The following is a 23,590-nucleotide window of genomic DNA, read 5'->3' on the forward strand; positions in this document are numbered from 1 at the left end:
GAGGAACGGGGGCCTGTGCGCCGCGGTGGAAAAGGCGGCGGCGCCCGCGCTCTTAAATGTTCCCACAATGCCCCGTGCCAGGGTTTCGCCGAGGCAGCGACCGCAAGGCTCGGGGGGAGCCGATCGATGAGCGCGTTCGACATTCGCGATCTTCTTGAGGCCGCCGTCCCGATGGAGGCGTCCTCGACCCCGGCCGCGGGCAGCGTGCCCCTCGCCGAGACCGCCGTCCCCGGCCCGACGGCGATCTCGCCCGTCGTGGTGGCCGGTCTGGTGCGCGGGCTGGAATGCGCGCTCATCTTCGGCTTGGGCGCATTGCTGCACGTGCTGATGCTCCGCGGCCGCGTCCCGTTCGGACTGACCTACGCGGGCGCGATCGGCATGATCGCGGTGATCACCGTGACGCTGATCCAGGCGTCCGGCGGCTACCGGGTCGCTGCCTTCCGGAGCTTCTTCAAGACCGCCGTCCGGCTGATCGCGGCGTGGTCGATGACATTCTTGATGGTCGCCGCCGGCCTCGTGCTGGCCAAGGTCGCCGACCACTACTCGCGCCTCTGGCTCGCGACCTTCTTCGGCACCGGCCTCGCGATGCTGCTGGTCGGCCGCTTCGTCCTGTTCCGCATCATCGATGCCCAGACCCGGGCAGGACGGTTCGACCGGCGCACTGCGATCGTGGGCGGCGGACAGCCCGCGGAGGACCTGATCGCCGCCCTGGAGACGCAGAGCGAGAGCGGCATCCGCATCGTCGGGGTGTTCGACGACCGCAATGCCGATCGCTCTTCGGACGTGGTGGCGGGGCACCCGAAGCTCGGCAACGTCGACGACCTCGTCGCCTACGCGCGGCACGCCCGGCTCGACCTGATCGTCTTCACGATCCCGATCACCGCGGAGGCCCGGATCCTCCAGATGCTCGCCAAGCTCTGGGTCCTGCCGATCGACATCCGCCTCTCGGCGCACGCCGCAAAGCTGCGCCTGCGCCCGCGCAGCTACTCGTATCTGGGCTCCGTCCCGGTGCTGGACGTGTTCGACCGTCCGATCGCCGACTGGGACGTCGTGGTGAAGGCGCTGTTCGACCGCTGCGTCGGCCTGATGATGCTGCTGGCGCTATCGCCGCTCATGCTGGTCATCGCCCTCGCGGTCCGGCTGACATCGCGCGGGCCGGTGCTGTTCCGGCAGAAGCGCCACGGGTTCAACAACGAGCTGATCGAGGTCTACAAGTTCCGCTCGATGTACGTGGATCAGTGCGACGCCGGCGCGGCCAAGATGGTGACACGGGGCGATCCCCGGGTCACGCCGGTCGGGCGCTTCATCCGGAAGACCTCGCTCGACGAGCTGCCGCAGCTGTTCAACGTGCTCAAGGGCGACCTGTCGCTGGTCGGCCCGCGCCCGCACGCGTTGCAGGCCAAAGCCGCCAACACGCTCTACGACCAAGTGGTCGACGGGTACTTCGCGCGCCACAAGGTCAAGCCCGGCATCACCGGATGGGCGCAGGTCAACGGCTGGCGCGGCGAGACCGACACCTCAGAGAAGCTGCAGCGGCGCGTCGAGCACGACCTCTACTACATTGAGAACTGGTCGGTGCTGCTCGACCTGCAGATCCTGCTGACCACGCCGTTCGCGCTGTTCAAGACCGAGAACGCCTACTGAGAGGAAGGGCCGGCACCGGAGCGGTGCCGGCCGGAAGCCCACTACGGCAGCGCGCCGGCCTTCTCCTTGGCCTTCAGGATCGTGTCGCGGCAGCCCTGGGCGTCGCCGGCCTTGTCCTGCTGGCGCGCCTGGGCGACCAGCTTCTTGGCCTCCTCCACGCCCGAGGCGGTGGGCTTCACGGCGGCGTCCGACTTGGTGAGCGCTGGCGGCGTGTCGAGCGCCTTGGGCGAGTTGGAGGACGTGGTGCCGCCGGGCGGGGTCGTGCCGGTCACCGAGGCGGCGCCGGCACTGTCGAGCCGCCGCTGCAGCGTGTCGACCTCGTCGGCGCACGGGGTCGCCAGGGCCGGCGTGGCGGCCGCCAGGGCCAGGGCTGCGACGGCGAAACGGATGATCATCGAGACGAGGCTCCACGGTGTCGGGATGCGGCCGGCGCCGACCCCTCATGCGTGAGCGGGCGGTGATGCGCCGGTGCGGCTACCGGGGAGACGCCGGGCGAACGGGCCCGTTCCCGAGACAGGAGGCCGCATGCGGTAGCGCGGAAACGCGACGGGCGCCCCGCGCGGCCTTCTGGCCGCGGGAGGCGCCCGCCTCTCGACATTGCTGACGGATCAGTACTTCCGGATGATCGGCTCCGGCGACATCGGCACCGGATCGGCACCGAAGGCGTAGCGGATGCCGGCGTAGACCGAGAAGGGCTGCGCCAGGGTCGTGGTCCGCGGATCGCTGATCCGCAGGTTGCCCGCCACCGCGCCCGGCTCGGCGTAGGTGCCGAACGTGGTGTAGCGGTTGTTGGTCAGGTTGGTGATGAGGCCGAAGACCTCGAGGTTCTTCGTCACCTGATACTTCGTCTGGAAGTTCAGAACGTAGTAGGGCGGCAGCTTGCGGTTCAGGTTCGACTCGTCGCCGCGGAAATAGGACGAGGAGAAGGCCTGGAGGTAGAGGCCGAACTGCCAGTTGGGCGTGACGAAGTAGTCGAACCCGGCCTTGATCTGGTGGGTCGGCACCAGCGGCACGACGTTGCCCTTGCGGACCTGGATCGCGCCGTCATCCGCGAGCGGGTTGTTGGGCGACGACAGGGTGCCGTTGAACTGGAAGGTCGCGTCGACCAGCGCGTAGTTGGCGTAGACCCGCAGGTAATCGGCCGTGTACTCGCCGCCGACCTCGATGCCCTGCCGCTGCGTCGACGGCACGTTGACGAAGTAGGCGCGGGCGGTGTTGCCGGGGGTGGCCAGCGACAGGATGTCGTTGGCGAGATCGGTGCGGAAGGCGCCGATCTTGTAGGTGATGATGCCGCCGTCATAGGTGTTCGGCAGCTGGCCGCGGAAGCCGACCTCGTAGGTCCGCCCGGTGACCTGCTTGAGCGGCGGGTCGGCCACCAGCGAGTTCGGCAGCAGGCACGGCCGGTCCGGGTTGGCGCAGGCCAGCTCCAGCGGGGTCGGGGCGCGGTTCGATTCCGAGTAGCTGCCGTAGAGGTTCAGCGCGTCGAAGAACCGGTAGGTGAGGCCGGCGACCGGGTTGATCTTGTTGAAGTAGTGCGTGCCGGTCACGTCCGGCGAGAAGCCGGTCAGATCCTCGCTCTGGATGCGCGCGAAGTTGAGCCGCGCGCCGGCGGTCAGCGACAGCCGGTCGGTCACGTCGAGCGTGTCGAGGGTGTAGAGGCCCATGTAGAGGTTGGAGCCGTTGACCGAGCTCGGCGCGATGCCGAGCGCGCCGGCGGTCCGCAGCTGCGGTGTGCCGAGGCCCGGGACGTTGCCGTAGAACGGGTTGCTCGGGTTGGTTGTGATCGACAGATCCGGGTTGATGACGCCGAGCGTGCTGGACGACTTGAAGCCGTAATTGGCCGCGTCGATGCTGCCGCCGACCACGAAGGTGTTGGACAGGCCGAAGATCCGGTCGCGGTTGGCGGCCTGGAGCGAGCCGCCGAAGCCTGTAGCTTCCGTCCGGGTCGTGTCCAGCGTGCCGTACGGGATGCCCGCCCGGAACGGGATGCGCTGGTTCTGCTGCCCCAGGATCAGGAACTGGTTGCGGAAGGCGAGCTGCGACTGACCGGCCGCCGGGCTGAACCCGTCATCCTCGAAGCAGAGGTTGCCGCGGAAGCTGGAGCGCGTGCTGCAGTTCTCGAAGTTGCCGTCGTTGCCGTCGACGTAGGTCTGGCTGAAGCGGCGGAAATAGGCGTTGCCGGCGAGGTCCCAGGTCGGCGAGATGTCGACCCGGCCGGTCAGCTGGAGCGTGCCGACCTCGGTGGTGGTGGTCTGCGGGAAGGTGAAGATCGCCCGCGGGTCGCGGTGGGTGAAGTCCACCGGCGTGGCCGCGGCCGCGCCGAAGAAGCTGCGGGCGGCGAGCCCGATCAGGTGGAACTCCGCATCCTGCGAGCGGTAGCCGATGTCACCGTAGAGGCGGCCGATCGTGCTCGGGCTCTCGTAGCGCCAGCCGCGGTCGTTCAGGCCGTCGCCGGTGAAGTAGACGCTCCAGGGACCGGAGACCTTACCGTACTCGAGATAGCCGGCGGTGCGCGCGTCCGAGCCGCCCCAGGCCGAGATCTCGGTGCCCTGCCAGGTGAAGCCGTTCTTCATCTGGATGTTGACCGCGCCTCCGAGCGCGTTGAGGCCGAAGACCGGGTTGCCGGTGACCACGTCGATGCGCTGGATCGCCTGCGGCGGGATCAGGTCGAAGTTGACGATGTCGCCGAAGGCCTCGTTGATGCGCACGCCATTCTGATACACGGCGAGGCCCTGCGGCACGCCCTGCACGGGCGAGGCCGTGAAGCCGCGGTAGGTGATGTCGACGCGGTTGTTGTTGCCCTGCGAGTCGGAGACGTTGATGCCGGGCGTGCGCCGGGCCAGCGTCGTGGTCAGGTTGTCGCTGGCGCGATCGATCGTGATATCGCTCGCCGTGACCGATTCGACGGTGCTGGGGATCTTGTAGAGCGGCTGCTCGGAGCCGCGCAGCCGCACGCCGGTGCTCGGTCCCAGGGAGCCGGCCGGCGGCACCGGTCCGGGACCGTTGAAGATCTGCGCCTGGCTCGAATTTCCGCCGCCGGACCCGACCGGCGACGTCGAGACGACGCTGATCTCGCCGAGCGTGACCGATTGCTGAGCCTGCACCGCCGCCGGGAGAACCGTCCCGGCGAGAACCGATGCCGACGCGACCAGGCCGCTCCGAAGCGCCCGAAGTGACATCCCCAACCCCCTCAAACCCAAACACGTGCTCGTGACTGCCGAGCTTGGGTCTTTCTTGGAGGGTGCCGGGAACGCGCACAATTGGTTCAAGAACACGTGAGACGCGTTTCGGCCTCATTTCCGGCCTGCGCCGAGCGAAGCCGCCGCCACGTGGTTAAACAGCAACAGTTTCGGTAAAGATTTCAGCCACTTAAGGATATTTCGGCAATCTACCCGGGATAGTTTGGCAATGATCGCCGGCGCGTGGTCAGAGCCGTGCCTGAATCAGGCGCGCGATCTCGCCGAGCCGCTGCTCGAGCAGCTGCGGAACCTCGCAGACATAGGTCAGCGACTGGCTCCGCTCCTGAAAGATCCGGCGATCCCAGGCGAACTTCGTCTCCAGCTCGGACTGGTCTTTCGGGAGTTCCGTGGCGTCGGAGGCGCTCGGCGCGTCCTTCACCTGACTGATCTTGTCGGCCTCGTCGCGGATCCGCTCGGCCATACGGCGCTGGCCCTGCGCGTAGCGCGCGATGCCGCCGACCACCTTGTTGCGCTCGCCGTTCAGCACCTCGAACACGCCAGAGTAGACGCGGGTCAGGGCCTTGTCCTTCGCGTCCTTGTCGGAGCCGAACTTCTCCGCGAACGTGTCGAGGAGCGGGCCGACCTGCGAGAGGTCGGTGCGGCGCGACGCGATCTTCTGCGCCAGGACGGCGGCGTCGTTGTCGCTGCCCCAGTCGCCGGCGGCCTCCACGTCGGGGCCGGTCCAGAACTGGCCGGGACTGAGTGTGGCGACCTTGCGCTGGACGCAGGGCCAATCCGGATCCTGTTTCGGCTGCGCCAGGGCTGGACCGGCGAGGATCACGAGCCCGAGCGCCGGGCCGACGATGCGGGTCAGGAGGACGTTCATTGGGCGGACTCCATCAGGTGTTGTCGCCGGCCGGGCCGCCGCGCCGGGCCATGATGCCGCGGCCGGGGTCGTAGGCGACCACCGCCATGCCGAAGAAGGCGAGCCCCACGCCCAGCACCACGGCGCAGGCGACCGGCTCGAACTGGAGGTAGAGGGCGTAGCGGACGAGCTGGACCGCGTGGCTGAACGGGTTCAGCTCGCAGATCCAGTAGAGGGTCTCGGAGGATTCCCGGATCCGCCACAGGGGGTAGAGGGCCGACGAGGCGAAGAACATCGGGAAGATCACGAAGTTCATCACGCTGGCGAAGTTCTCGAGCTGGCGGACCAGCGAGGACAGGAACAGCCCGATCGCCCCCAGCATCAGCCCCGTGGCCAGGAAGGCCGGCAGGGCCGCGAGGTAGCCCAGCCACGGGATGTCGCTCTCCCAGAAATACGCCACGGCCAGGAACGCGTAGGCCTGCACGATCGACACGGCGACGCCGGCGATCAGCTTGGCGAGCAGGAGCAGCCACCGCGGATAGGGCGAGGTGAGCAGCACCTTCATCGAGCCGACCTCGCGGTCGTAGACCATGGACAGCGACGATTGCATGCCGTTGAACAGCTGGATCATCACGGCGAGGCCCGGCACCACGTAGACCTCGTAGAGCACGTAGGTCTGGTAGGGCGGCTCGATGGACACGCCGAGTGTGTTGCGGAAGCCGGCCGCGAAGATGAACAGCCAGACCAGCGGCCGGACCAGCGCCGAGAAGAACCGCTCCTTCTGATTGAAGAATCGCAGCAGCTCGCGGCGGACGATGCCGCCGAGGCAGATCAGGTAGCCGACCGCATCGAGGCGGCCGATCCGCGCGGCCTGGCCGCGCGGCGGGGCGGTGCCGATCCGGGTGGCGAGGGGCGTCGGGTTCGTCATGCCGCCGCCCTCCCCGGCTCGGCGACCAGGCGGCGGAACGCGTCGGCGAGGGCCTCGCCGGGCCTGCCGATCCCGCCGGCCCGGCCCCGGGCGACGATCCGGCCCCGGTGCAGCACCACGGCGTCGTCGTCGTCCGCGATCTCCTCGAAGATGTGGGTCGCCCAGAGCACCGACAAGCCCTCCTCCCGCACCAGGGCGCGGACGATCGCCACGATGTCGGCCCGCGACTCGAGGTCGAGGCCGACGGTGGGCTCGTCGAGGAGCAGCAGGTCCGGGCGGTGGATCAGCGAGCGGGCGATCTCGATCCGGCGCGACTGGCCGCCCGAGAGTGTGCGCACCTTGTCGTGGCGGCGGTCCGCGAGTCCGACGCGGTCGAGCAGCTCGCCCACACGGACCTTGGCGGCGCCGCGGGCGATGCCGTGCAGGCTCGCGTGGTAGAGGAGATTCTGCTCGACGGTGAGATCGGTGTCGAGGGTGCGGGCCTGGAACACGACGCCGAGCCGCGCCAGCGCCCGGGACGGCTCGCGATCCAGGGCGTGGCCGAAGATCGAAACCCGCCCGGTCTGGTTGTTGTAGAGCCGGGTGATAACCGAGAACAGCGTCGTCTTGCCGGCGCCGTTCGGCCCCAGCAGCGCGGCGAAGTGGCCACGCTCCACCGTGATCGAGACGTCGTTCAGCGCGGCGCGGGCGCCGAACTTGTGGCCGACATGCTCGATCAGGAGGGCCGCCGGCTCGGTCGCGCTCATCGGCCCAGGACCTTCCGGGCGTCGGAGACGGCGTCGAGGCACTCGTCGAACTCGCCCTCCTTCTGCTCCCGCTCGGCCACCCGCAGGGCCTCCCTGAGCTTCGGCACCGCCGTCTCGGGCGGGTTCAGGGCGAGGGCGTCGCGGATCATCGTGATGCCCTCGGCGCAGGACGAGGCGTCGTCGGCCGCGAGGGCCGGGCCGGCGGCGAGGAGGCAGGCGGAGAGGAGGAGGATGCGCATCACTTCACCGTCAGCGTGCCGGTCATGCCCTTGGACTCCAGGCCGTGCACCGACCACGTGTAGGTGCCGGGCTTGATCGCGACGAACTCGATGGCGATCTCACCGGGATCGTCGAACTCCAGGTGATCGGGTGGGCCGCCGCCGTGGATCTCCTTGTGCTCGATCACGATCTGGTTGAACCAGATGTAGCGGAAGAACTCCGGCGCGTAGAATTTGTATTCCTGGCGCCCCTTGGCGACGATCCGTAGCCGGTAGGCCTTGCCGGATTCCAGCGTGATGTCCTTGTTCTCGACCACGAAGTCGTTGCCCTGATCGTCGCCCAGGACGAGGTCGGGCAGGTTCTCCCGCTTCTTGGTCAGGTCGAGGGCACTGGCCGGTGCCGCGGCGAGCAGCCCTGCCAAGCCGAGGGCCGCCGTTCGAAACATGCGTGTCATGTCGTGTTCCACCCTAGGGCCGCGTCGCGCGCGGCCGTCCTCGCTCGGCGCCCGGAGGTCGCGCGGATCAGTTCGGCGAGATCGCCACGCCCCAAGGCAGGAGCCCGACCGGGATGCTCTTCACCACCTTCTCGGCGGCCACGTCGATCACCGAGACGTCGTTAGAGGTGCCGTTCGTGGTGAAGAGCTGCTTCTGGTCAGGCGTGAAGGCGAGCTGCCAGACCCGCTGGCCGACCGGCAGATACTTCTCGACCGCGTAGGTCTTGGCGTCGATCACGGCGACGCGGTTCGCCGGCCCGAGGGCCACGAAGGCCTTGGATCCGTCCTTGGTGATCCGGATGCCCACCGGCTGGATCGCCTCGTCGTTCACGCCCGGGATCTTGAAGGTGATCTTCCTGATCACGCGGCGCTGGGCGACGTCGATCACGCTCACCGTGCCGCCGACCTCCGCCGAGACCCACAGGAACTTGCCGTCGGCGGTGAACTCGGCGAAGCGCGGCCGGGCGTCGACCAGCACGTTGTCGATGACCTGGAATGTCTTCGTATCGATGAAGTGGGCCATGTTGGTCGTCTCGGAGGTGTTGACGAGGATCTTCCCGTCCGGCGACAGGCCCATGCCCTCCGGCTCGACGCCCACCGGTACCTCGGCGAGCACCTTGTTCTTCTCGATGTCGATGATCGTGACCTGGCTGTCGTCCTCGTTGGCCACGTAGAGCGGGTTCCCGGAGGCGTCGAGGATGAACTGCTCCGGATCCGGCCCGGAGCGCAGCGAGCGCACCACCTTTCCGGAACTGGTGTCGAGCACGTCGATCCGGTCGTCGTCGCTCGCGCAGACGAACAGCTCCTTGCCATCCTTGGAGACGGTCACACCGCGCGGGCGCCGCCCGACCTTCCACGTCGCCGTCACCGCCATCGTGTTGGTGTCGATGACGCTGACCGAGTTGCCCTTCTCGTTCGTCACGTAGGCGGTGAAGGCGGCGGCCGGCCCGCACAGGGCGAACCACGCACCGAGGGCGACCCCACTCAGACATGCCTCGACGCGGCGGCTCATACGGTTTCCTTCCCTTGCGACGGCCCGGCGCCCTGGGCGGACGTTCTCGGGGGACGTTTGTAGTGCGATTTCCGCGCGTTGCGAGGGCCTTGGCCGCTCGCCATCGCCGCAGGCCGCGGGTTCACTTGAACTTGCAGGTGGTCTCGGGGAGGTCGACGCCCAGCGTGTCGAGGGGCGTGCGCTGGTGCAGGAAACCCTGCTCCGGCGCGACGGAGACCAGCGCCTTCGGCTGTACCACGATGATCGCCTGCCGGAGCTGGTGGTCCCAGGGCCGGAAGCTCAGCGGCACGCCCTTGTAGGCCGGCAGCGTGAAGGCAGGCTCGACGAGGTACGGGGCGATCACGGCCGGGTCGTTGGTCTTCTTGGCCGTCACGGCCTCGCCCACCGTCCGCACCGCGGCCCAGACCTGATAGTCCAGCGGGCGCATCAGCCGGGAGGCGAGCCGCCGGAACCGGTTCTGGGCCTGCGCGGCGCCCCAGGTCTCCAGCACGGGGGACCAGGTCGTCGGCGTCAGCGCCTGCGTGCCGCCGACGGGGCGCGGATCGACGGTGCGGTAGGGCACGTAGTCGCCCCAGTCGCCCTCCTCGTCGGCCACGATGGCCATGTCGTAGTCGAGGCCCCGGGTGAAGACCATCGCCTCGGCGCGGGTCGGCGTGTCGCCGCGCGCCTTGGCGAGGGGGCCGAAGGTCCAGGGCTTCTCGGCGGTGATCTTCAGCGCGAACTTCCGCGCCGAGTTGCGCATCGCGTCGGCGTAGGCCTTGTCGGCGTCGGTCGGGCCGACGATCAGGAAGAGCTTCCGCCAGCGCATCACGGTCAGGTACTGCGCCAGGGCGTCGGTGAGCATCGCCCGCGACGGCAGGATGTGGAACACGTTGGCGCGGCACTCGGCGCCGCGCAGACGATCGTCGGGCGCCCCCGCGTTGAGCACGACCGCGCCCGTGTCCTTAACGGCGTCGGCCACGGCCAGAACCGCGTCGGCGGGGAGCGCCAGGACCAAGTAGCGCACGCCCTTGCCGATCAGCTCCTTGGCCGCCGCCACGGCGTCCGGCTTGTCGTCGGTCAGGGCGACTTCGTCCAGGACGTAGGTCTGCTTGGTGAAGCGGCCGGTGGTGTTGTTGTCGGCGATGCCCATCTTGGCGCCGGCCAGGCCCTCGTCCTCCGGCGCCGCCTCGGCATCGTACGAGGACGGGGCGGACTGCGGCCGGTAGATCAGGCCGACATGGGTCTCGAGCGCCTGCGGAGCGGCGGCCTGGGCCGGCTGCGCCGCCGCGGCCGGCGCCGGGTCCTCGGCCCGCGCCGCCGCCGGGGCGATGGCGAGCGCGACGGCGGCCGCGCGCAGCCAGGACGGGCGCGTCTTGTGCCGGAGGGCCGTGTCGGGTGCAGGATGGTGCATGCGCGCGGCCTCTATCAGCTTCCGCTCAGGCCGCTCAACCGCGGCGTCTCGTCCCGACGTTCACGTTACCGTCGTGGGATAGGCGGGCGCGGAAGTACATTGCCAAATTGTCCCTTCGCCCGACCTATGGCGGGAACGATGCCGCCGCCTCGGGCGGTCGAACGCCTCGAGAGGAAGCTCCCGCCGATGCGCCACACGTCTCTCCGCGCCGCGCTCGCCTGCGGCGTCGTCCTGTGGACCACCCTGCCCGGTGCGGCCGGCGCCGCCGAGAAGGCCGCCGTCTTCCCGGTCGAGCTGTTCGATCCCGGTGCCGCCTACGGATCCCGGACGCGGCCGGTGGACGCCCGGAAGCTCGCCCTCGTCACCGACGAGTTGCGCAACGCCCTGCGCGACAAGGCCGGTCTGGAGATCGTCGATACCGCGCCCAAGGCCGACGTCGTGGCCAAGGAGGGGCCGCTCTACAAATGCAACGGCTGCGCGGCCGACATCGCCAAGAGCCTGGGTGCGGACCTCGTCGTGACCGGTTATGTGGAGAAGGGGTCCGGCCAGATCTTCAACCTGAGCGTCGCGATCGCCGAAGCCGATACCGGCAAGGTGGTGCGCGGCGGGCAGGTGACGATCCGGGCCGACACCGACGATACCTGGGCGCATGCGATGCGTTGGGTGGTCAAGAACCGCCTGCTCGCCGAGCCGCTGCCCGGGAAGTCCTGAGACGGCCCGTTCAAGTTCGAGTGTTTCGTGCCCGCGTCCACCATCCAGCAAGACCCCCTGCCCCGGCTCCTCGTCAGCGTTCGCGATCCGGCCGAGGCCGAGGCAGCCCGCCTCGCCGGCGCCGACCTGATCGACGCCAAGGACCCGGAGCGCGGGGCGCTCGGCGCCCTGGACGAGGACGTCGTGCGGGAGATCGTCGCCCGCGTGTCCGGCGGTGCCGCGACGAGCGCGGTGGCCGATCCGGCGGCCGGATCCGTCGCCGCCCTGGCCCGGACCGGCGTCGACTGGGTGAAGGTCGGTCTACGTCCTGCCGAGATCCGGGACGCGGCGACGCTGGCCGATCGCGTCGCGGCCGCGCCGGGCCGGCTGATCGCCGTGCTGTTCGCCGAGGACGGGCCGGCGGCCCCGCATGTGCCCGCCCTGGCGGCGGCCGGCTTTGCCGGCGCCATGATCGACACCGCCGGCAAGACCGGCGCCCGCCTGCCCGACCTCGCCGCGCCCTCGGACCTCTCGGCCTTCACCACCGCCTGCCGGGCGAACGGCCTGATGAGCGGCCTCGCCGGGTCGCTGCGGGTCATCGACATCCCCGGCCTCTGCGCGCATCGGCCGGATTACCTCGGCTTCCGCGGCGGCCTGTGCCGGGACTTCGACCGCCGCAACGGCATCGATCCGCTGCGCGTGGCCGAGGCCCTGCGCGCCCTGCGGCCGAGCCGGCAGGACGCGGCGTGACGAGCGTCATCAAGATCGGCGGCAGCCTCGAGGCGGATCCGCATCGCCGCCGCGCCCTGCTGGAAGCGATCGGCGACGGCACGCACGGGCGCTGCATCGTGGTGCCGGGCGGCGGCGCCTTCGCGGACGCCGTCCGGGCCGCGCAGGCGCGGGAGCGCTTCGGCGACGCCGAGGCCCATCGCCGGGCGCTCGACGCCATGAGCGACGCGGCCGGCATCTTCCGCGGGATCGAGCCGCGGCTCGTGCAGAGCCTGGAGCCCTGGGCTGAGACGGCGCCCGCGCGGATTCGGGTCTGGAACCCGCGCGCTCTCCGAGCCGGCCACCCGGACATCCCGGAGACCTGGGACGTCACCTCGGACAGCCTCGCCCTCTGGCTCGCCGCGCGGGTCGGGGCGGAGCGCTGCGTCCTGGTGAAATCCGTCGATGCGCCGCCGGGCGTCGACCCCGCCGCGCTGGCGCGGGACCGGATCGTGGATGCCGCCTTCCCGGGCTTCGCGGCATGTTTCGGGGGGACGATCGAGGTCTGGGGACCGCACCGCCGCGTCGCGGTCGAGACGAGGGCCGCCGCGTGAGCACCGCCGAGCACATCGTCTTCGTCACCGGCCGCCTCGCCCGGGCGCGGCTCGAGAAGGTCGCGGCGGGGCTCCCGCAGACCCTCCACTGGAGCATCGCGGATGCCGGCGTGAAGGTCGCGGCGCTGATGACCGAGGAGATCATCCGCCGGCGGGTCGTGCTGCCCGAGGGCGCCACGCGGATCGTCCTGCCGGGCCGGTGCCGGGCCAATCCCGAGCACCTCGCGGCGCATTTCGGCGTCCCCGTGGAGCGCGGCCCCGACGAGGTGGTCGACCTGCCGGCCTGGCTCGGCCTGACCGCCCGCAAGGTCGACCTGTCCCGGCACGACCTCCGGATCTTCTCGGAGATCGTAGACGCGTCGAAGATGAGCGTCGACCAGATCCTCGCCAAGGGGCTCGATCTCGCCGGGCGCGGCGCGGACGTCATCGATCTCGGCGGTCTGCCCGATACCTCGTTCCCGCACCTCGAGGATTCCGTGCGGGCCCTGAAGGGCGCCGGCCTGAGGGTCAGCGTCGATTCCTTCTCCCGCGAGGAACTGGTCCGGGGCGCCGGCGCCGGCGCCGACTTCCTGCTGAGCCTGAACGAGGAGACCCTCGATCTCGCCTTCGAGACCGACGCGATGCCGATCCTCGTGCCGATGCGGCCGGACGACCTGCCCTCCCTCGATCGCGCGATCGAGCGCATGCTCAAGGCTGGGCGGCCGTTCCTGGCCGACCCGATCCTCGAGCCGATCCACCACGGCTTCGTCGACTCGATCGCGCGCTACCGCGACACCCGCGTCCGCTGGCCCGAGATCGACATGATGATGGGCACCGGCAACCTCACCGAGCTGACCGAGGCCGATTCCCTGGGCGTCACGGCGCTGCTCGTCGGGATGTGCTCGGAGCTGTCGATCCGCAACGTGCTGATCGTGCAGGTCTCCAACCACACCCGCCGCACCGTCGAGGAGCACGACGCCGCCCGGCGGGTCATGTACGCGGCCAAGGCCGATTCGGCGCTGCCGAAGGGCTACGGCCGGGCGCTCCTCGCCCTTCACGACAAGCGCCCGTTCGTGCAGACCGCCGACGAGATCGCCCAGGCCGCCGCCGAGGTGCGTGACCCAAATTACCGGATCGTGATCGCCGAGGACGGGATCCACCTCTACAACCGCGACATCCACAGGGTCGGCACCGACGCGATGGCCTTCTTCCCCGACCTCGACGTGGCGAGCGACGGCGCCCACGCCTTCTATCTCGGCGCCGAACTCGCCAAGGCCGAGACGGCGTGGCGGCTCGGCAAGCGCTACGTTCAGGACGAGGCCCTCGACTGGGGCTGCGCGGCCGACGCCGACATCGAGGATGCCACCGCCTTCAAGAAGGCCGGCCACACCCGCCATTCCGGACCCGACGCGCCCCCGCCCGGGACCCGCGACGCGCGCCTGGCCGGGCCCGAGGCCGGCGCGAGCCCGCCCGAGACCGTCCCGGAGGCCGCGGCGCGCGCCGCGGTCGCGCCCGAGCGCCCGCAGGATCCGCCGTCGAAGCTGGTCTGCGGGCGCCTCGTCCCCGCCGACAAGGCGTGAGGCCATGCCGCTGATTCTCGAGACCATCGTCACCACCTTGTCCCCGGCGGGCGAGCTGCACCTCGTCCCGTTCGGGCTGATCGGCGAGGATGAGGGCTACGTCCTCGCGCCGTTCCGGCCATCGCCGACGATCGTCAACCTGGAGGCCAATCCCTGCTTCGCGGCCTCGAGCCCGCGCGACATCCGGGTGATCGCCGGCGCGGTGACGGGCCGGCGCGAGTGGCCGACGCTGCCGTGCGCGGCGATCGAGGGCCGCCGCCTCGCCGACAGTTTCGGCCACGCGGAATTCGCGGTCGCCTCCGTCGAAGCCCACGAGACTCGGCCTCGCTTCCGTGGCCGGATGGTCCACAGCGCCGCGCATTCGCCGTTCATCGGCTTCAACCGCGCGCAGGCGGCGGTCCTCGAGGCCGCCATTCTTTCGACCCGGCTCCACATGCTGGAGCCCGAGAAGGTGTTGACGGAGATGGCCTACCTCGCCATCGCCATTGGCAAGACCGCGGGACCGCGCGAGCGCGAGGCCTGGGGTTGGATCGAGGACAAGGTCGCGGCGGCCCTCGGCCCCGAGGCGCGCGTCCTCGATCGCGACGACCGCTGAGGGCGGGAGGAGAAGGACAAGATGAAGAAAATCACCCTGGCCCTGGCGGCCACGGCGGCCCTGGTGGCGGCGACCGCGCAGGCCCACGGCCCGACCCGGCGCAAGATCACCGAGTCGATCGAGATCAACGCCCCCGCCGACAAGGTCTGGGCCGTGGTCGGCGACCTGAAGAATTCCGACTGGATGCAGAACGTCACCAAGACGGAGCTCAACGGCGACCCGGCCGGCAAGTTCAAGCGTGTGCTGACGCTCAAGAACGGGAATCAGATCTCCGAGACCAGCAACAAGTACAAGCCGGAGGACAAGCTGTTCTCCTACTACATCGACAAGGTCGACGTGAAGGATCTTCCGGCGAACGACTACTCGGCGACCATCACGGTCGAGCCCGAGGGCAACGCCAAGTCGAAGGTCGAGTGGAAGGCGGCGTTCTATCGCGGCTACATGAACAACGACCCGCCGCCGGATCTGAACGACGAGGCCTCCGAGAAGGGCGTCGGCGACTGGATCAAGGCGAGCCTCGCCAACCTGAAGGCCAAGGTCGAGAAGGGCTCGTGAGCCCGGCTCGGGGCCGCGCGACCCTCGTCGCCGGCCTCGTCCTCGTGGCGACCGCCTCCCGCGCCGAACCGGCCCGGGAGGCCATCGTCACCGCCCAGCTCGGCGGCGCGGTCGAGATCGTCGACCTGGCCGCCGGGAAGGTGGTGCGCCGCATCCCCGTCGACGGGGCCCCGGCTGGGATCGCCCTGTCGCCCGATCGCCGGCGGGCCTACGTCACGCGGCCGGAGGGGCACGGCCTCGCGATCCTCGACCTCGACGCCGGCAAGGTCCTGTCCGAGGTGCCGCTGCCCGGCGGCCCGCTCGGCGTCGCTTCCGACCCGCGGGGCGGCGCGGTCTACGTGGCCGACTGGTACGGGCACCGCCTGTTCGTGCTGACCGAGCGCGACGGCACCCTGGTTCCGGACGGCGAGATCGCCGTCGGCGCTTCGCCCTCGGGGATCGCCGTCAGCCCCGACGGGGCGACGCTCTACGTCGCCAACCGCGAGGCCGACACGGTCTCGGTCGTGGACGCCGCGACCCGGCGGGAGACCAAGGTCATCCCGGTGGGGCAGCATCCGTTCGGAATCACGCTCGATGCCGCGGCGGGGCGCGCCTACACGGCCAACGTGACCGGCGACGACGTCTCGGTGCTGGATCTGAAGACAGGGCGCGAGATCGGCCGCATCCCGACCGGCCGCCGGCCCTACGTCATCGCCCTCGCCGGCGGGCGCGGCTTCGTGACGGACCAGTATGCCGGCAGCGTCACGGCGTTCGACCTCGCCACGCTCAAGCCGATCGCCGATGTCGATGTCGGCGACCACCCTGAAGGGATCGCCGCGGATCCCGACGGACGCCTCTACGTCGCCAACTGGGGCGACAACACGCTGAGCGTTCTCGATTCGAAGACGCTCAAGGTGCTGGCGACCATCCCGACGGGCAACGGCCCACGCTCGTTCGGCGCGTTCCTGCGCTGAGCGTCAGCCCGGTCGGCGCTGGGGCGCCCGCCGGTAGGCCGCCCGGGCCATCAGGAGCGCACCGCCGACCTGCAGGAAGCCGGTCTCGCCGAGATCCGAGGGGGCGATATGCGCCTGGATCAGCAGCCGTGTCAGCGCGTTCAGCGCGAGCAACGTCAGGCAGAAGGCCGCGGCGGCGAGCAGGCTGGCGACGAACTCGGGCATGATCTCCCTCCCGTGTCGAACGGGGAGAGATTAGCAAGCCGCGCGCCAAGGCCAAGCTGCCGGGCCGTCCGACCTCAGCGCTTGCGTCCGGCGGGTGCCGGCGCCGGCGTCCCGGCCTGCGCGGCCGGCGTGGGCCGCGGCGTCTCGACGGCGAGCCGCTTCACCGGCCAGCCGTCGCTCCAGCGCTCCATGTCGGCGAGGCGCGGATTGTTCTTCAGCGCCGTCGCGTCCGATCCGGCGAAGGCCGCCGCGGCGGCGAGGTCGAAGGTCTTCCAGAAACCGAGATAATCGAGTGCGTCGACCCGGGCGAGGTTGATCTGCGAGACCAGGGTCTGCTGCTCGCCGGACAGCGCCATGTCGGCGGACCAGCGGAACGGCGGCGGCTTCGTCGCGTCCTTGGGCGCGTCCTTCGGCTCAGGGCCCGGCTTGATGGCGCCGCCGTCGTAGGCCGTGTCCACGCCGGCCGGGGCCGCCAGGGTCGCCGTCAGGGCCGGGAAGCCGTGATCGTCCGACAGCGCCCGCACGAAGAGCTTGCGCTCCAGCGGCACGGCACTCGCCTCGCGCAGGAGGCGCTTGGCCGCGAGATCGGCGGCCCGCGTGTCCTTGTCGCCGACCATGGTCACGATCAGCGTCGCGGGATCGATCGCCGACAGGTCGTTGAGGGCGATGCCGCGGGATTTCGGCCCGCTGGCGATGCCGCCAGGCATCACCGCGAAGATCAGCTTCGGCACCGGCAGGCCCTGGGCCTTGGCCGCGGCAGCCAGATCCATGGCGAGCGGAGCCCCGGCGAGGTGGCCGATCATCGCGACGCGGCCGAGGTCGGGCTTCGCCTCGCCGTCCGTCGCGATCTCGGCGAGGGCCGCCTTGACGAGGGATTCCGCGATGGCCGGGGCGTCGGCCGGGCGGGTCCGGTTCACCTCCTGAAATCGTGGATACAAGATGAGCCAGCCCTGGCGGGCGAGATGATCGATCCAGCCGCCGTAGCTCTGCGGATTGACCGCGCCCCACCCGTGCAGGACGATCGCGACCGGCCGGCCCTTCTCGGGGGCCGCGCCCGCGGCGTAGAACGCGTAAGTCGAGGCCGTGCCGCGCCCGAGCAGCCGCTTGGTCACCGTCGCCTTGCGGTCACCCACACCGCCCGCGCCGTCGGCGGGCTGGGCCGGCGGGGTCGCCGCCTGAACGGACGCGAGACCGGCCAGGGTCAGGATCGCGGCGGCGGTGAGCGATCCGCGAAGAACTGTGAGACGCATCCGGGACTCGACTGAGAGACGCACTGCGTCGGCAGGTCAGAATGCGCTGAATAGCAGATTCTCTCGTCTTGGCGACCCGCTGGCGCAGTCTCCTGTCAAGGTTCCGCGGCGGAAGCTAGGTCGGGCCGCAGCCCGCGGGACCCGGACGGTCGAGCTGCCGCGCCAGCGCCGCCAATTCCGCCGGCAGGTCGCGATCCGCCGTGCCGTAGACACTGAGCAGCCCCTCCCGGACCGTGTCGAGAACGGCGGATTCCGCCGAATCCCGCGAACCGGGGCGTCGGAGTGAATCGGCGTGGTTGGTTGCGACAATCTTCATGGCGGCGTCGGGGATCGGTTGTACTGCGGAAGTCCGGGCGCGGCGCGCTCCGGAGTGGCGTACAACTGTGCGGCCGCCTCAGGTTTCCAAGCCGGACGGGATTATTTTGCCGCCCGGTCCGATAACGGACGGTCCCGACCCGGCCGAGGGTCGCCCGGCCGCCTGCTCCACCCAGGCGAGGATGTCTTCGGCGCGCCACGGCTTCGGGATGAAGGTCGCCGAGACGCGCAGGTCGCTCGGCTGGTCGCCCGCGTCGCCCGAGGTCAGCAGGACCCGCACGCGCGGCCAAGTCACGCCGATGATCCGCGCGAGCTCGAAGCCGCCGATCGGTCCGGGCGTGCGGACGTCCGAGAAGACGACACTGACCTCGTCCGCGCGATCGTTGAGGATCGCCAGGGCGCGATCGGCGGTCTCGGCCTCGATCACCGTGAAGCCGGTATCCTCCAGCAGCGTGGCCGCGAGGAAGCGCTCGTCGGGCTGGTCCTCCACGACGAGGATCACGGGCTTCTGGCCAGGCTGTACCGAATCGCTCATGGACCAGGACACTCTACAGGGGCTGAACGGCGGTCGCTTCGATCGGTTCAACGCCCGAGCGCCGCGAAGGGCCAGACCCGCGCGGGCACAGATCCTCCTTGGATCCTTGCACGATTGTGAAGTTGTGGCCGTGTCTTGGGTAACACAGCCACTCCGGAACGCGCCCGATCGGGCGTCCTGGGCCGACTATTCAGCCGACGCCGTGCGATTTCAGGAAGGCCAGCGCGCGCTTCCAGCCGTCCTCCGCCGCCTCGCGGCGGTAGCTCGGACGATAATCCGCGTGGAAGCCGTGCGGCGCGTCCGGGTAAACCACGAGTTCGACGCTCTTGCCGGCCGCCCTGGCGCGGTCGCGCGCCTCCTCGACCGCCGCCACGGGGATGCCGGTATCGGCCCCGCCGTAGAGGGCGAGGAGCGGCGCGTGGATCTCGGCCGCCACGTCGCCGGCGGTGCGCGGCTGGATGTCGGTCCGCTCGCCACCGACCGGCCCGTACCAGGCAACGGCCGCCTTCAGGTCGCGACGATGCGCCGCGTAGAGCCACGTGGCGCGCCCGCCGCGGCACCATCCCATGACGCCGAGGCGGTTCGGGTCGCCTTTCGCCGCCGAGGCCGCCCAGGCCACCGTCGCGTCGAGATCGCCGATCCACTGCGCGTCCGGCGTCTTCGCGATGACGTCGCGGATGATCTGCTTCGGATCCGACATGGTCGAGAGGTCGCCCTGGCGGGCGTAGAGCTCGGGAGCCACGGCGCAGTAGCCGGCCTTCGCGAGCCTGCGACAGATGTCCTTGATGTAGTCGTGGACGCCGAAGATCTCCTCGATCACCAGGACGATCGGGAACGGGCCCGCGCCCTCCGGAACCGCGCGGTAGGCCGGCATCGGCCCGTCCGCGGCCGGGATCTTCACCTCGCCGGCCTCGATGCCCGCACTGTCGGTGTGGATCACCTGGGCCTCGACGCGGGTGGTCGCGAGCGTCAGCCCGCTCATCAGGCTCGTCATCACGAAGCCCCGTCGCGACAGGGGCGGCGTGATCAACCCGTCGAGTCCGGCCCGGTCGTGATCCGCCATCGTGCTCTCTCCCTCGTTCCGAGGCTGAGGGCTATCCGCGGGCGGCCGCCCGGGTCAAATCGGCTGCCGTCGCCGGGTCCTCAGGCGCCAGCGGCCGCCAGGGCCCGGACGGGCCGCGGGCTGGCGGCGCGCGCCGGCTCGGCGATCTCGCGGGGCTTCAGCATGTCGCCCAGGCTCACGAAGGTCTCGGCGGCCGGCGAGATCACGGCGCGGATGCCGTAGCCCAGCGCGAAGGAGCGGATCAGCTCGGCGTCCCGCGGGATGCCGAACCGGTCGAGAGCGGCGAGGAACGCCTCGCGGAACAGGCTCGGCCGGCACCAGCGCTTCTCGGCCATCTGCAGCGGCCAGTCCCACAGGCCCTCCGCCCGGCGCGTCGCGAGCGCGGAGCGGGCGATGAAGTAGCCGGTCTGGCGGTGCTCGATTCCGTCCGCCTGCACCGACCAGTCGTCGTTGCCGAACAGTTCGACCTCAGCCGCGTCGCCCATCGGGTCCTCCGCCCTGAACCAGCCTTCCGGCGCACCGGAACATTGCCGGAACACTGGAGCGGAAATCGGCGGTGGTCAAGGCGCTTGTTCCCGGTGCGTTCGCGAATCGCGCGGGCGCGCCTCAGCGGGCCTTGAACATGGCGTGCTCGATCCGGTCGCCCGGGGCGATCCCGAGCTTCGCCGCGGTGCCGGCGTTCAGCTCGAGCACCGCCACGACCGGGCCGCCCGACGGGATGATCGCCGTGGAGAGCGGCTCGGTGTCGGCGGCGATCCGGCTGATCGTCCCGTCGGGCCGGATGAACACCATGTCGAGCGGCAGGTAGGTGTTCTTCATCCACATCGTGACGGGCTGGTTCTGCTCGAAGTCGAACAGCATGCCGTGGTCGGCCGCCATGTGCCGGCGGAACATGAGGCCGCGGGCGCGGGCGGCGTCGTCGCGCATTACCTCGACGTCGAAGCGCTTCGGCCCGGCCTTCGTGACGATCGTCAGCGGCTCCGACTTGGTCGCGGCAGCCCGGGCGGCCGCCTGCGCCACGACGGCGGGCGCCGGGGCGATCGCGGTCAGGGCGAGGCAGGCGATGGCGGCCGCGCGGGCGGTGCGAAGGAGGGATCTCACAGGCTCATGCCTCTCGTGGGATGGCGCGCGGACCGTGAGGCCCGTCGCCCGGTGATAGACCAGGACATGCCGAAGGGGAATCCGGCTCCGGATTTTCCGAGCTTCGACAAGGAGATAGGACGGGGTGTGCCGGGCCGGGGAAACGCGGCCTCAATGGGACGCGGGCATCGTCCCGTCGATCAGCCGCACCTCCGCCGCCATCACGCCCTTCGAGCCGTCGCCGTAGCGCACCAGGACGGACTCGCCGGGCTTCAGCTCGGCGATCCCGTAGCGCCGCAGCGTCTCCATATGCACGAAGATGTCCGGCGTCCCGTCGCCGCGGGTCAGGAATCCGAACCCGCGCAGGCGGTTGAACCACTTCACGACGGCGGTCTCGAGCCCGCTGGTCGGCGTCACGGTGACGTGCGTGCGCGGCATCGGCAGCTCGGAGGGATGCACCGCCGTCGCCTGATCGAGGGAGATGACCCGGAAGGCCTGCCAGCCGCGGGGCCGCTCGACGGCCTCCACGACGATGCGGGCGCCCTCGCTGGCCGCCTGGTAGCCGTCGCGCCGCAGGCACGTGACGTGGAGCAGGATGTCGGGCGCACCGTCGTCGGGCACGATGAACCCGAAACCCTTGGACACGTCGAACCACTTGATGCGGCCGGCCACTTCGACGAGGTCGAGCGCCTCATCCTCGTGCTGATCCAGTTCGCCGGTTCGGGCGACAATCCCCCGCTCGGGGTTCTCCAGCCCGGATCCGCGTTCGTCAGACATGGCCGAGCAACCTACACCGAATCACGCCGCGCGCTCTCCCGGCAAGATTAACGAAGTCCTGATGTCCGGGAAGCCCATTTGGCCGACAGAACAGTGACGCCAAGTTGCAATCTTGGCGCAAGGAGGCGGGGCCGCAACAGTCGATCGGTCGCAGGCTCGGGCGAAACCGGCGTTTAAGCGTCGGGGCTGCCGAGGGGTTTTCCGGATGCCGGCTCTCCCTCCCGGCACTCCCGCGCACGCCGCGTCGGCGTTCACGTTTCCGAGAGCCGACGCACCCGCTTCGGGCTCGGTCGGAGCGTCCGTCGCACGGCGCGATGGAAAGGACGGCCCCGACATGGTTTGGGTGCACCATCATGTCCGTTGACGTCACCCTCGACCGTCCCGTCGCCGCCCCCCCGGTCGCGCCCGCCTCGCAGCGGCGCCGCCTGCCGGTCATCGACGCGGCGCGGGCGGCCGCCCTGCTGGCGATGGCGAGCTACCACACGCTCTGGGATCTCGGTCACCTGCGGCTGACCGCGGAGAACTACGCGCTGACGCCGACGGGGCGGCACGCCGCCGAGACGATTGCCGGCACCTTCCTGGTCCTGGTCGGCGTCGGCCTCGTGCTGATGAACGGGCGCGGGGTCCGGCTTCGACCGACGCTGCTGCGGTTCGCGCGGATCGGCGGGGCGGCGCTCCTCGTGACTCTCGGCACCTGGGTCATGTTCCCGGACGCCTTCGTGTTCTTCGGCGTGCTCCACTGCATCGCCGTCTCGAGCCTGCTCGGGCTGCCGTTCCTGTTCCTGCCGGTCCCGGTCACCGCCGTCGCGGCCGCGGCCGTGCTCGCCGCGCCGCACGTGGTGCACGCGCCCGTCCTCGACGCGCCGGCCCTGTTCTTCCTCGGCCTCGGCTCGGTGTTGCCGCGGACGAACGACTACGTGCCGCTCTTCCCCTGGTTCGGGCTGGTGCTGGCCGGCATCGTCCTGGGTCGTCTGGCCCTGCCGCGGCTCGCCCGGTCGCGGCTGGGAGCCTGGGCGCCGCGCACGCGGCTCGGCCGCGCCGCCACCTTCGCGGGCCGGCACAGCCTCGCGATCTACCTCATCCACCAGCCGCTGCTGCTGGCGCTGCTGACCGGGCTCGTCACGGTGGTCGGCGTCAATCCGCGTGCCGGGCTGCGGGCGTTCCGCGCCGATTACGTGACGATCTGCGCGCGCACCGGCGGCGAGCCGCCGCTCTGCCGCATCGCCGCCCGCTGCACCTCGGAGGCGCTGCTCCGCGAGGACCTGTTCCGGGAGGATGGCCGTCCCTTCAGCGGGACGGAGCGCCTGCGCGCGCAGGCGATCTCGCAGGGCTGCTACGCCACCCTGGAGGCCGCCACGCGATCCGCGCGCTGAACGCGGCGACCGACCTCGCAGGGTTGGTCGCCGGCGCGGACCGGATCAGTCCTTGGCGCGCTCGACGTAGGATCCGTCGGCCGTCATGACGACGACGCGGGTGCCGGCGGCGATGTGGGGCGGCACGGTCGTGCGCACGCCGTTCGACAGGGTCGCGGGCTTGTAGGACGACGAGGCGGTCTGGCCCTTCAGGACCGGCTCGGTCTCGGCGACCTCGAGCGTGACACGCTGGGGCAGCTCGATGGTCAGCGGGACGCCGTTATGGACGGAGAGCATCACCGCCATGCCCTCCTGAAGGTACGGGGCGGCGTCGCCGACCACGTCCTGCGGCACCGCGATCTGCTCGTAGTTCTCGGGGTTCATGAAATGGAACCCCTCGCCGTCGCTGTAGAGGAAGGTGTGCTCGCGATCCTCCACGAAGGCGCGCTCGACCTGCTCGGTCGTCCGGTAGCGCTCGGACACCTTCACGCCGTCCGTGATCCGGCGCATGTCGAGCTGGGTCACCGGGGTGCCCTTGCCGGGGTGGATGTTCTCGGCGAACAGGATCACGTAGAGCTTGCCGTCCTTCTCGACGACGTTGCCCTTGCGGAGCGTTGAGGCGATCACCTTCACGGAATTGCGTCCTGCATTGACATGGGGGCCGGCACGCGCCAAGCGCGGGCGCTGCATCTCGGACCCCGCCACTATCGCATCTGCGCCGCGGTTGCCAGCGGGCGGGCGCGGACCGTCGATGGCAACCGGCATCGGCCGCGGCGCGTCTCCGCGGCCCGGAGCCAGTCAGGTCCGAGGATGAGAGTGCTCCAGAACGCGACGCGTCCCGGTTGGAGCCGGCCGGTCCCG

General features: G+C 70.4%; 27 protein-coding genes. 9 read left to right on the top strand and 18 right to left on the bottom strand.

Translation table 11 applies throughout. From position 1 onward, the window contains the following. Nucleotides 1-126: 126 nt before the first annotated feature. Nucleotides 127-1,644 carry an undecaprenyl-phosphate glucose phosphotransferase gene (locus C4T42_RS04440; protein ID WP_020092093.1) on the top strand — a complete coding sequence of 506 codons (1,518 nt, stop codon included), beginning with the start codon at nucleotides 127-129 and terminating at the stop codon, nucleotides 1,642-1,644. A gap of 41 nt (nucleotides 1,645-1,685) precedes the next feature. Here the strand turns inward: C4T42_RS04440 and C4T42_RS04445 are convergent, their stop codons facing one another. The 9 genes from C4T42_RS04445 to C4T42_RS04485 form a co-directional block, all read right to left on the bottom strand. Further along, nucleotides 1,686-2,039: a hypothetical protein gene (locus C4T42_RS04445; protein ID WP_020092092.1), complete on the bottom strand. Its 354-nt coding sequence runs from the start codon at nucleotides 2,037-2,039 to the stop codon at nucleotides 1,686-1,688. A 213-nt stretch (nucleotides 2,040-2,252) separates the two neighbouring features. Then, the gene (locus tag C4T42_RS04450) at nucleotides 2,253-4,823 is read right to left on the bottom strand and encodes a TonB-dependent receptor (RefSeq protein WP_020092091.1); all 2,571 of its coding nucleotides are present in this window, start codon (nucleotides 4,821-4,823) and stop codon (nucleotides 2,253-2,255) included. A 247-nt stretch (nucleotides 4,824-5,070) separates the two neighbouring features. Continuing rightward, a complete protein-coding gene (locus C4T42_RS04455) occupies nucleotides 5,071-5,709 on the bottom strand; it encodes a hypothetical protein (protein ID WP_020092090.1) in 639 nt (212 codons plus the stop codon). A 13-nt stretch (nucleotides 5,710-5,722) separates the two neighbouring features. Further along, a complete protein-coding gene (locus tag C4T42_RS04460) occupies nucleotides 5,723-6,616 on the bottom strand; it encodes an ABC transporter permease (RefSeq protein ID WP_020092089.1) in 894 nt (297 codons plus the stop codon). Continuing rightward, nucleotides 6,613-7,362, bottom strand: coding sequence for an ABC transporter ATP-binding protein (locus tag C4T42_RS04465; protein WP_020092088.1), 750 nt, complete (start codon nucleotides 7,360-7,362; stop codon nucleotides 6,613-6,615). Before C4T42_RS04465 ends, C4T42_RS04460 begins: the two co-directional genes overlap by 4 nt. Next, a complete protein-coding gene (locus tag C4T42_RS04470; protein WP_020092087.1) occupies nucleotides 7,359-7,601 on the bottom strand; it encodes a hypothetical protein in 243 nt (80 codons plus the stop codon). The genes C4T42_RS04465 and C4T42_RS04470 overlap by 4 nt, the downstream gene beginning before the upstream one ends. Continuing rightward, the gene (locus tag C4T42_RS04475) at nucleotides 7,601-8,035 is read right to left on the bottom strand and encodes a hypothetical protein (protein WP_081636452.1); all 435 of its coding nucleotides are present in this window, start codon (nucleotides 8,033-8,035) and stop codon (nucleotides 7,601-7,603) included. The genes C4T42_RS04470 and C4T42_RS04475 overlap by 1 nt, the downstream gene beginning before the upstream one ends. Nucleotides 8,036-8,102: 67 nt before the next feature. Next, the gene (locus tag C4T42_RS04480) at nucleotides 8,103-9,086 is read right to left on the bottom strand and encodes a YVTN family beta-propeller repeat protein (RefSeq protein ID WP_020092085.1); all 984 of its coding nucleotides are present in this window, start codon (nucleotides 9,084-9,086) and stop codon (nucleotides 8,103-8,105) included. A gap of 121 nt (nucleotides 9,087-9,207) precedes the next feature. Beyond that, nucleotides 9,208-10,479 carry an ABC transporter substrate-binding protein gene (locus C4T42_RS04485; protein WP_042672901.1) on the bottom strand — a complete coding sequence of 424 codons (1,272 nt, stop codon included), beginning with the start codon at nucleotides 10,477-10,479 and terminating at the stop codon, nucleotides 9,208-9,210. Between the two features lie 186 nt (nucleotides 10,480-10,665). Here C4T42_RS04485 and C4T42_RS04490 point away from each other — a divergent pair, with 186 nt between their 5' ends. The 7 genes from C4T42_RS04490 to C4T42_RS04520 are packed head-to-tail and all read left to right on the top strand — an operon-like array spanning nucleotide 10,666 to nucleotide 16,153. After that, on the top strand, nucleotides 10,666-11,190 hold the full coding sequence (locus tag C4T42_RS04490; protein WP_026604768.1) for a DUF3280 domain-containing protein: 525 nt from the start codon (nucleotides 10,666-10,668) through the stop codon (nucleotides 11,188-11,190). A gap of 27 nt (nucleotides 11,191-11,217) precedes the next feature. Continuing rightward, entirely contained in the window at nucleotides 11,218-11,919 is a 702-nt protein-coding gene (locus tag C4T42_RS04495) for a (5-formylfuran-3-yl)methyl phosphate synthase (RefSeq protein WP_020092082.1), read from the top strand. Then, a complete protein-coding gene (locus tag C4T42_RS04500; protein ID WP_020092081.1) occupies nucleotides 11,916-12,491 on the top strand; it encodes a uridylate kinase in 576 nt (191 codons plus the stop codon). The genes C4T42_RS04495 and C4T42_RS04500 overlap by 4 nt, the downstream gene beginning before the upstream one ends. After that, the gene (locus tag C4T42_RS04505; protein WP_020092080.1) at nucleotides 12,488-14,050 is read left to right on the top strand and encodes a DUF6513 domain-containing protein; all 1,563 of its coding nucleotides are present in this window, start codon (nucleotides 12,488-12,490) and stop codon (nucleotides 14,048-14,050) included. Before C4T42_RS04500 ends, C4T42_RS04505 begins: the two co-directional genes overlap by 4 nt. A 4-nt stretch (nucleotides 14,051-14,054) precedes the next feature. Next, nucleotides 14,055-14,645: a DUF447 domain-containing protein gene (locus C4T42_RS04510; RefSeq protein ID WP_020092079.1), complete on the top strand. Its 591-nt coding sequence runs from the start codon at nucleotides 14,055-14,057 to the stop codon at nucleotides 14,643-14,645. A gap of 21 nt (nucleotides 14,646-14,666) precedes the next feature. Then, complete coding sequence (locus C4T42_RS04515) at nucleotides 14,667-15,200, top strand: SRPBCC family protein (protein ID WP_020092078.1); 534 nt, start codon at nucleotides 14,667-14,669, stop codon at nucleotides 15,198-15,200. Continuing rightward, a complete protein-coding gene (locus tag C4T42_RS04520) occupies nucleotides 15,197-16,153 on the top strand; it encodes a YncE family protein (protein WP_020092077.1) in 957 nt (318 codons plus the stop codon). The genes C4T42_RS04515 and C4T42_RS04520 overlap by 4 nt, the downstream gene beginning before the upstream one ends. A 3-nt stretch (nucleotides 16,154-16,156) precedes the next feature. Here the strand turns inward: C4T42_RS04520 and C4T42_RS04525 are convergent, their stop codons facing one another. The 8 genes from C4T42_RS04525 to C4T42_RS04560 all read right to left on the bottom strand — a co-directional run bounded on the left by C4T42_RS04525 (nucleotide 16,157) and on the right by C4T42_RS04560 (nucleotide 21,377). Then, entirely contained in the window at nucleotides 16,157-16,357 is a 201-nt protein-coding gene (locus tag C4T42_RS04525; RefSeq protein ID WP_020092076.1) for a hypothetical protein, read from the bottom strand. Between the two features lie 74 nt (nucleotides 16,358-16,431). Next, on the bottom strand, nucleotides 16,432-17,607 hold the full coding sequence (locus C4T42_RS04530) for an alpha/beta hydrolase (protein ID WP_020092075.1): 1,176 nt from the start codon (nucleotides 17,605-17,607) through the stop codon (nucleotides 16,432-16,434). Between the two features lie 115 nt (nucleotides 17,608-17,722). Beyond that, the gene (locus tag C4T42_RS04535; protein ID WP_020092074.1) at nucleotides 17,723-17,923 is read right to left on the bottom strand and encodes a hypothetical protein; all 201 of its coding nucleotides are present in this window, start codon (nucleotides 17,921-17,923) and stop codon (nucleotides 17,723-17,725) included. A 78-nt stretch (nucleotides 17,924-18,001) separates the two neighbouring features. Beyond that, nucleotides 18,002-18,457 (bottom strand): response regulator, encoded by a 456-nt coding sequence (locus C4T42_RS04540; RefSeq protein ID WP_042675510.1) that lies wholly within the window; start codon nucleotides 18,455-18,457, stop codon nucleotides 18,002-18,004. Nucleotides 18,458-18,647: 190 nt separating this feature from the next. Then, the gene (locus C4T42_RS04545; RefSeq protein ID WP_020092072.1) at nucleotides 18,648-19,520 is read right to left on the bottom strand and encodes a dienelactone hydrolase family protein; all 873 of its coding nucleotides are present in this window, start codon (nucleotides 19,518-19,520) and stop codon (nucleotides 18,648-18,650) included. Nucleotides 19,521-19,600: 80 nt separating this feature from the next. Then, the gene (locus C4T42_RS04550; RefSeq protein WP_020092071.1) at nucleotides 19,601-20,005 is read right to left on the bottom strand and encodes a hypothetical protein; all 405 of its coding nucleotides are present in this window, start codon (nucleotides 20,003-20,005) and stop codon (nucleotides 19,601-19,603) included. Between the two features lie 121 nt (nucleotides 20,006-20,126). Then, entirely contained in the window at nucleotides 20,127-20,561 is a 435-nt protein-coding gene (locus tag C4T42_RS04555) for a DUF192 domain-containing protein (protein WP_081636457.1), read from the bottom strand. A 210-nt stretch (nucleotides 20,562-20,771) separates the two neighbouring features. Continuing rightward, the gene (locus tag C4T42_RS04560; protein WP_244603166.1) at nucleotides 20,772-21,377 is read right to left on the bottom strand and encodes a cold-shock protein; all 606 of its coding nucleotides are present in this window, start codon (nucleotides 21,375-21,377) and stop codon (nucleotides 20,772-20,774) included. Nucleotides 21,378-21,730: 353 nt separating this feature from the next. Between C4T42_RS04560 and C4T42_RS04565 the strand changes: the two genes are divergently transcribed. Then, nucleotides 21,731-22,750, top strand: a complete 1,020-nt coding sequence (locus tag C4T42_RS04565; protein ID WP_103984756.1) for a heparan-alpha-glucosaminide N-acetyltransferase — start codon at nucleotides 21,731-21,733, stop codon at nucleotides 22,748-22,750. A 45-nt stretch (nucleotides 22,751-22,795) separates the two neighbouring features. Here C4T42_RS04565 and efp read toward each other — a convergent pair whose 3' ends face one another. Continuing rightward, complete coding sequence (gene efp / locus C4T42_RS04570) at nucleotides 22,796-23,419, bottom strand: elongation factor P (RefSeq protein ID WP_199778764.1); 624 nt, start codon at nucleotides 23,417-23,419, stop codon at nucleotides 22,796-22,798. Nucleotides 23,420-23,590 lie beyond the last annotated feature (171 nt).

Source organism: Methylobacterium sp. 190mf (genome assembly GCF_900107945.1).
GTDB lineage: Bacteria > Pseudomonadota > Alphaproteobacteria > Rhizobiales > Beijerinckiaceae > Methylobacterium.

Bases quoted from the DNA above. Each gene is read 5' to 3' on its own strand.
- C4T42_RS04440 (WP_020092093.1), top strand. From the start codon at position 127: ATGAGCGCGTTCGACATTCGCGATCTTCTTGAGGCCGCCGTCCCGATG.
- C4T42_RS04445 (WP_020092092.1), bottom strand. From the start codon at position 2,039: ATGATCATCCGTTTCGCCGTCGCAGCCCTGGCCCTGGCGGCCGCCACG.
- C4T42_RS04450 (WP_020092091.1), bottom strand. From the start codon at position 4,823: ATGTCACTTCGGGCGCTTCGGAGCGGCCTGGTCGCGTCGGCATCGGTT.
- C4T42_RS04455 (WP_020092090.1), bottom strand. From the start codon at position 5,709: ATGAACGTCCTCCTGACCCGCATCGTCGGCCCGGCGCTCGGGCTCGTG.
- C4T42_RS04460 (WP_020092089.1), bottom strand. From the start codon at position 6,616: ATGACGAACCCGACGCCCCTCGCCACCCGGATCGGCACCGCCCCGCCG.
- C4T42_RS04465 (WP_020092088.1), bottom strand. From the start codon at position 7,362: ATGAGCGCGACCGAGCCGGCGGCCCTCCTGATCGAGCATGTCGGCCAC.
- C4T42_RS04470 (WP_020092087.1), bottom strand. From the start codon at position 7,601: ATGCGCATCCTCCTCCTCTCCGCCTGCCTCCTCGCCGCCGGCCCGGCC.
- C4T42_RS04475 (WP_081636452.1), bottom strand. From the start codon at position 8,035: ATGACACGCATGTTTCGAACGGCGGCCCTCGGCTTGGCAGGGCTGCTC.
- C4T42_RS04480 (WP_020092085.1), bottom strand. From the start codon at position 9,086: ATGAGCCGCCGCGTCGAGGCATGTCTGAGTGGGGTCGCCCTCGGTGCG.
- C4T42_RS04485 (WP_042672901.1), bottom strand. From the start codon at position 10,479: ATGCACCATCCTGCACCCGACACGGCCCTCCGGCACAAGACGCGCCCG.
- C4T42_RS04490 (WP_026604768.1), top strand. From the start codon at position 10,666: ATGCGCCACACGTCTCTCCGCGCCGCGCTCGCCTGCGGCGTCGTCCTG.
- C4T42_RS04510 (WP_020092079.1), top strand. From the start codon at position 14,055: ATGCCGCTGATTCTCGAGACCATCGTCACCACCTTGTCCCCGGCGGGC.
- C4T42_RS04515 (WP_020092078.1), top strand. From the start codon at position 14,667: ATGAAGAAAATCACCCTGGCCCTGGCGGCCACGGCGGCCCTGGTGGCG.
- C4T42_RS04525 (WP_020092076.1), bottom strand. From the start codon at position 16,357: ATGCCCGAGTTCGTCGCCAGCCTGCTCGCCGCCGCGGCCTTCTGCCTG.
- C4T42_RS04530 (WP_020092075.1), bottom strand. From the start codon at position 17,607: ATGCGTCTCACAGTTCTTCGCGGATCGCTCACCGCCGCCGCGATCCTG.
- C4T42_RS04535 (WP_020092074.1), bottom strand. From the start codon at position 17,923: ATGAAGATTGTCGCAACCAACCACGCCGATTCACTCCGACGCCCCGGT.
- C4T42_RS04540 (WP_042675510.1), bottom strand. From the start codon at position 18,457: ATGAGCGATTCGGTACAGCCTGGCCAGAAGCCCGTGATCCTCGTCGTG.
- C4T42_RS04545 (WP_020092072.1), bottom strand. From the start codon at position 19,520: ATGGCGGATCACGACCGGGCCGGACTCGACGGGTTGATCACGCCGCCC.
- C4T42_RS04550 (WP_020092071.1), bottom strand. From the start codon at position 20,005: ATGGGCGACGCGGCTGAGGTCGAACTGTTCGGCAACGACGACTGGTCG.
- C4T42_RS04560 (WP_244603166.1), bottom strand. From the start codon at position 21,377: ATGTCTGACGAACGCGGATCCGGGCTGGAGAACCCCGAGCGGGGGATT.
- C4T42_RS04565 (WP_103984756.1), top strand. From the start codon at position 21,731: ATGTCCGTTGACGTCACCCTCGACCGTCCCGTCGCCGCCCCCCCGGTC.
- efp (WP_199778764.1), bottom strand. From the start codon at position 23,419: ATGCAGCGCCCGCGCTTGGCGCGTGCCGGCCCCCATGTCAATGCAGGA.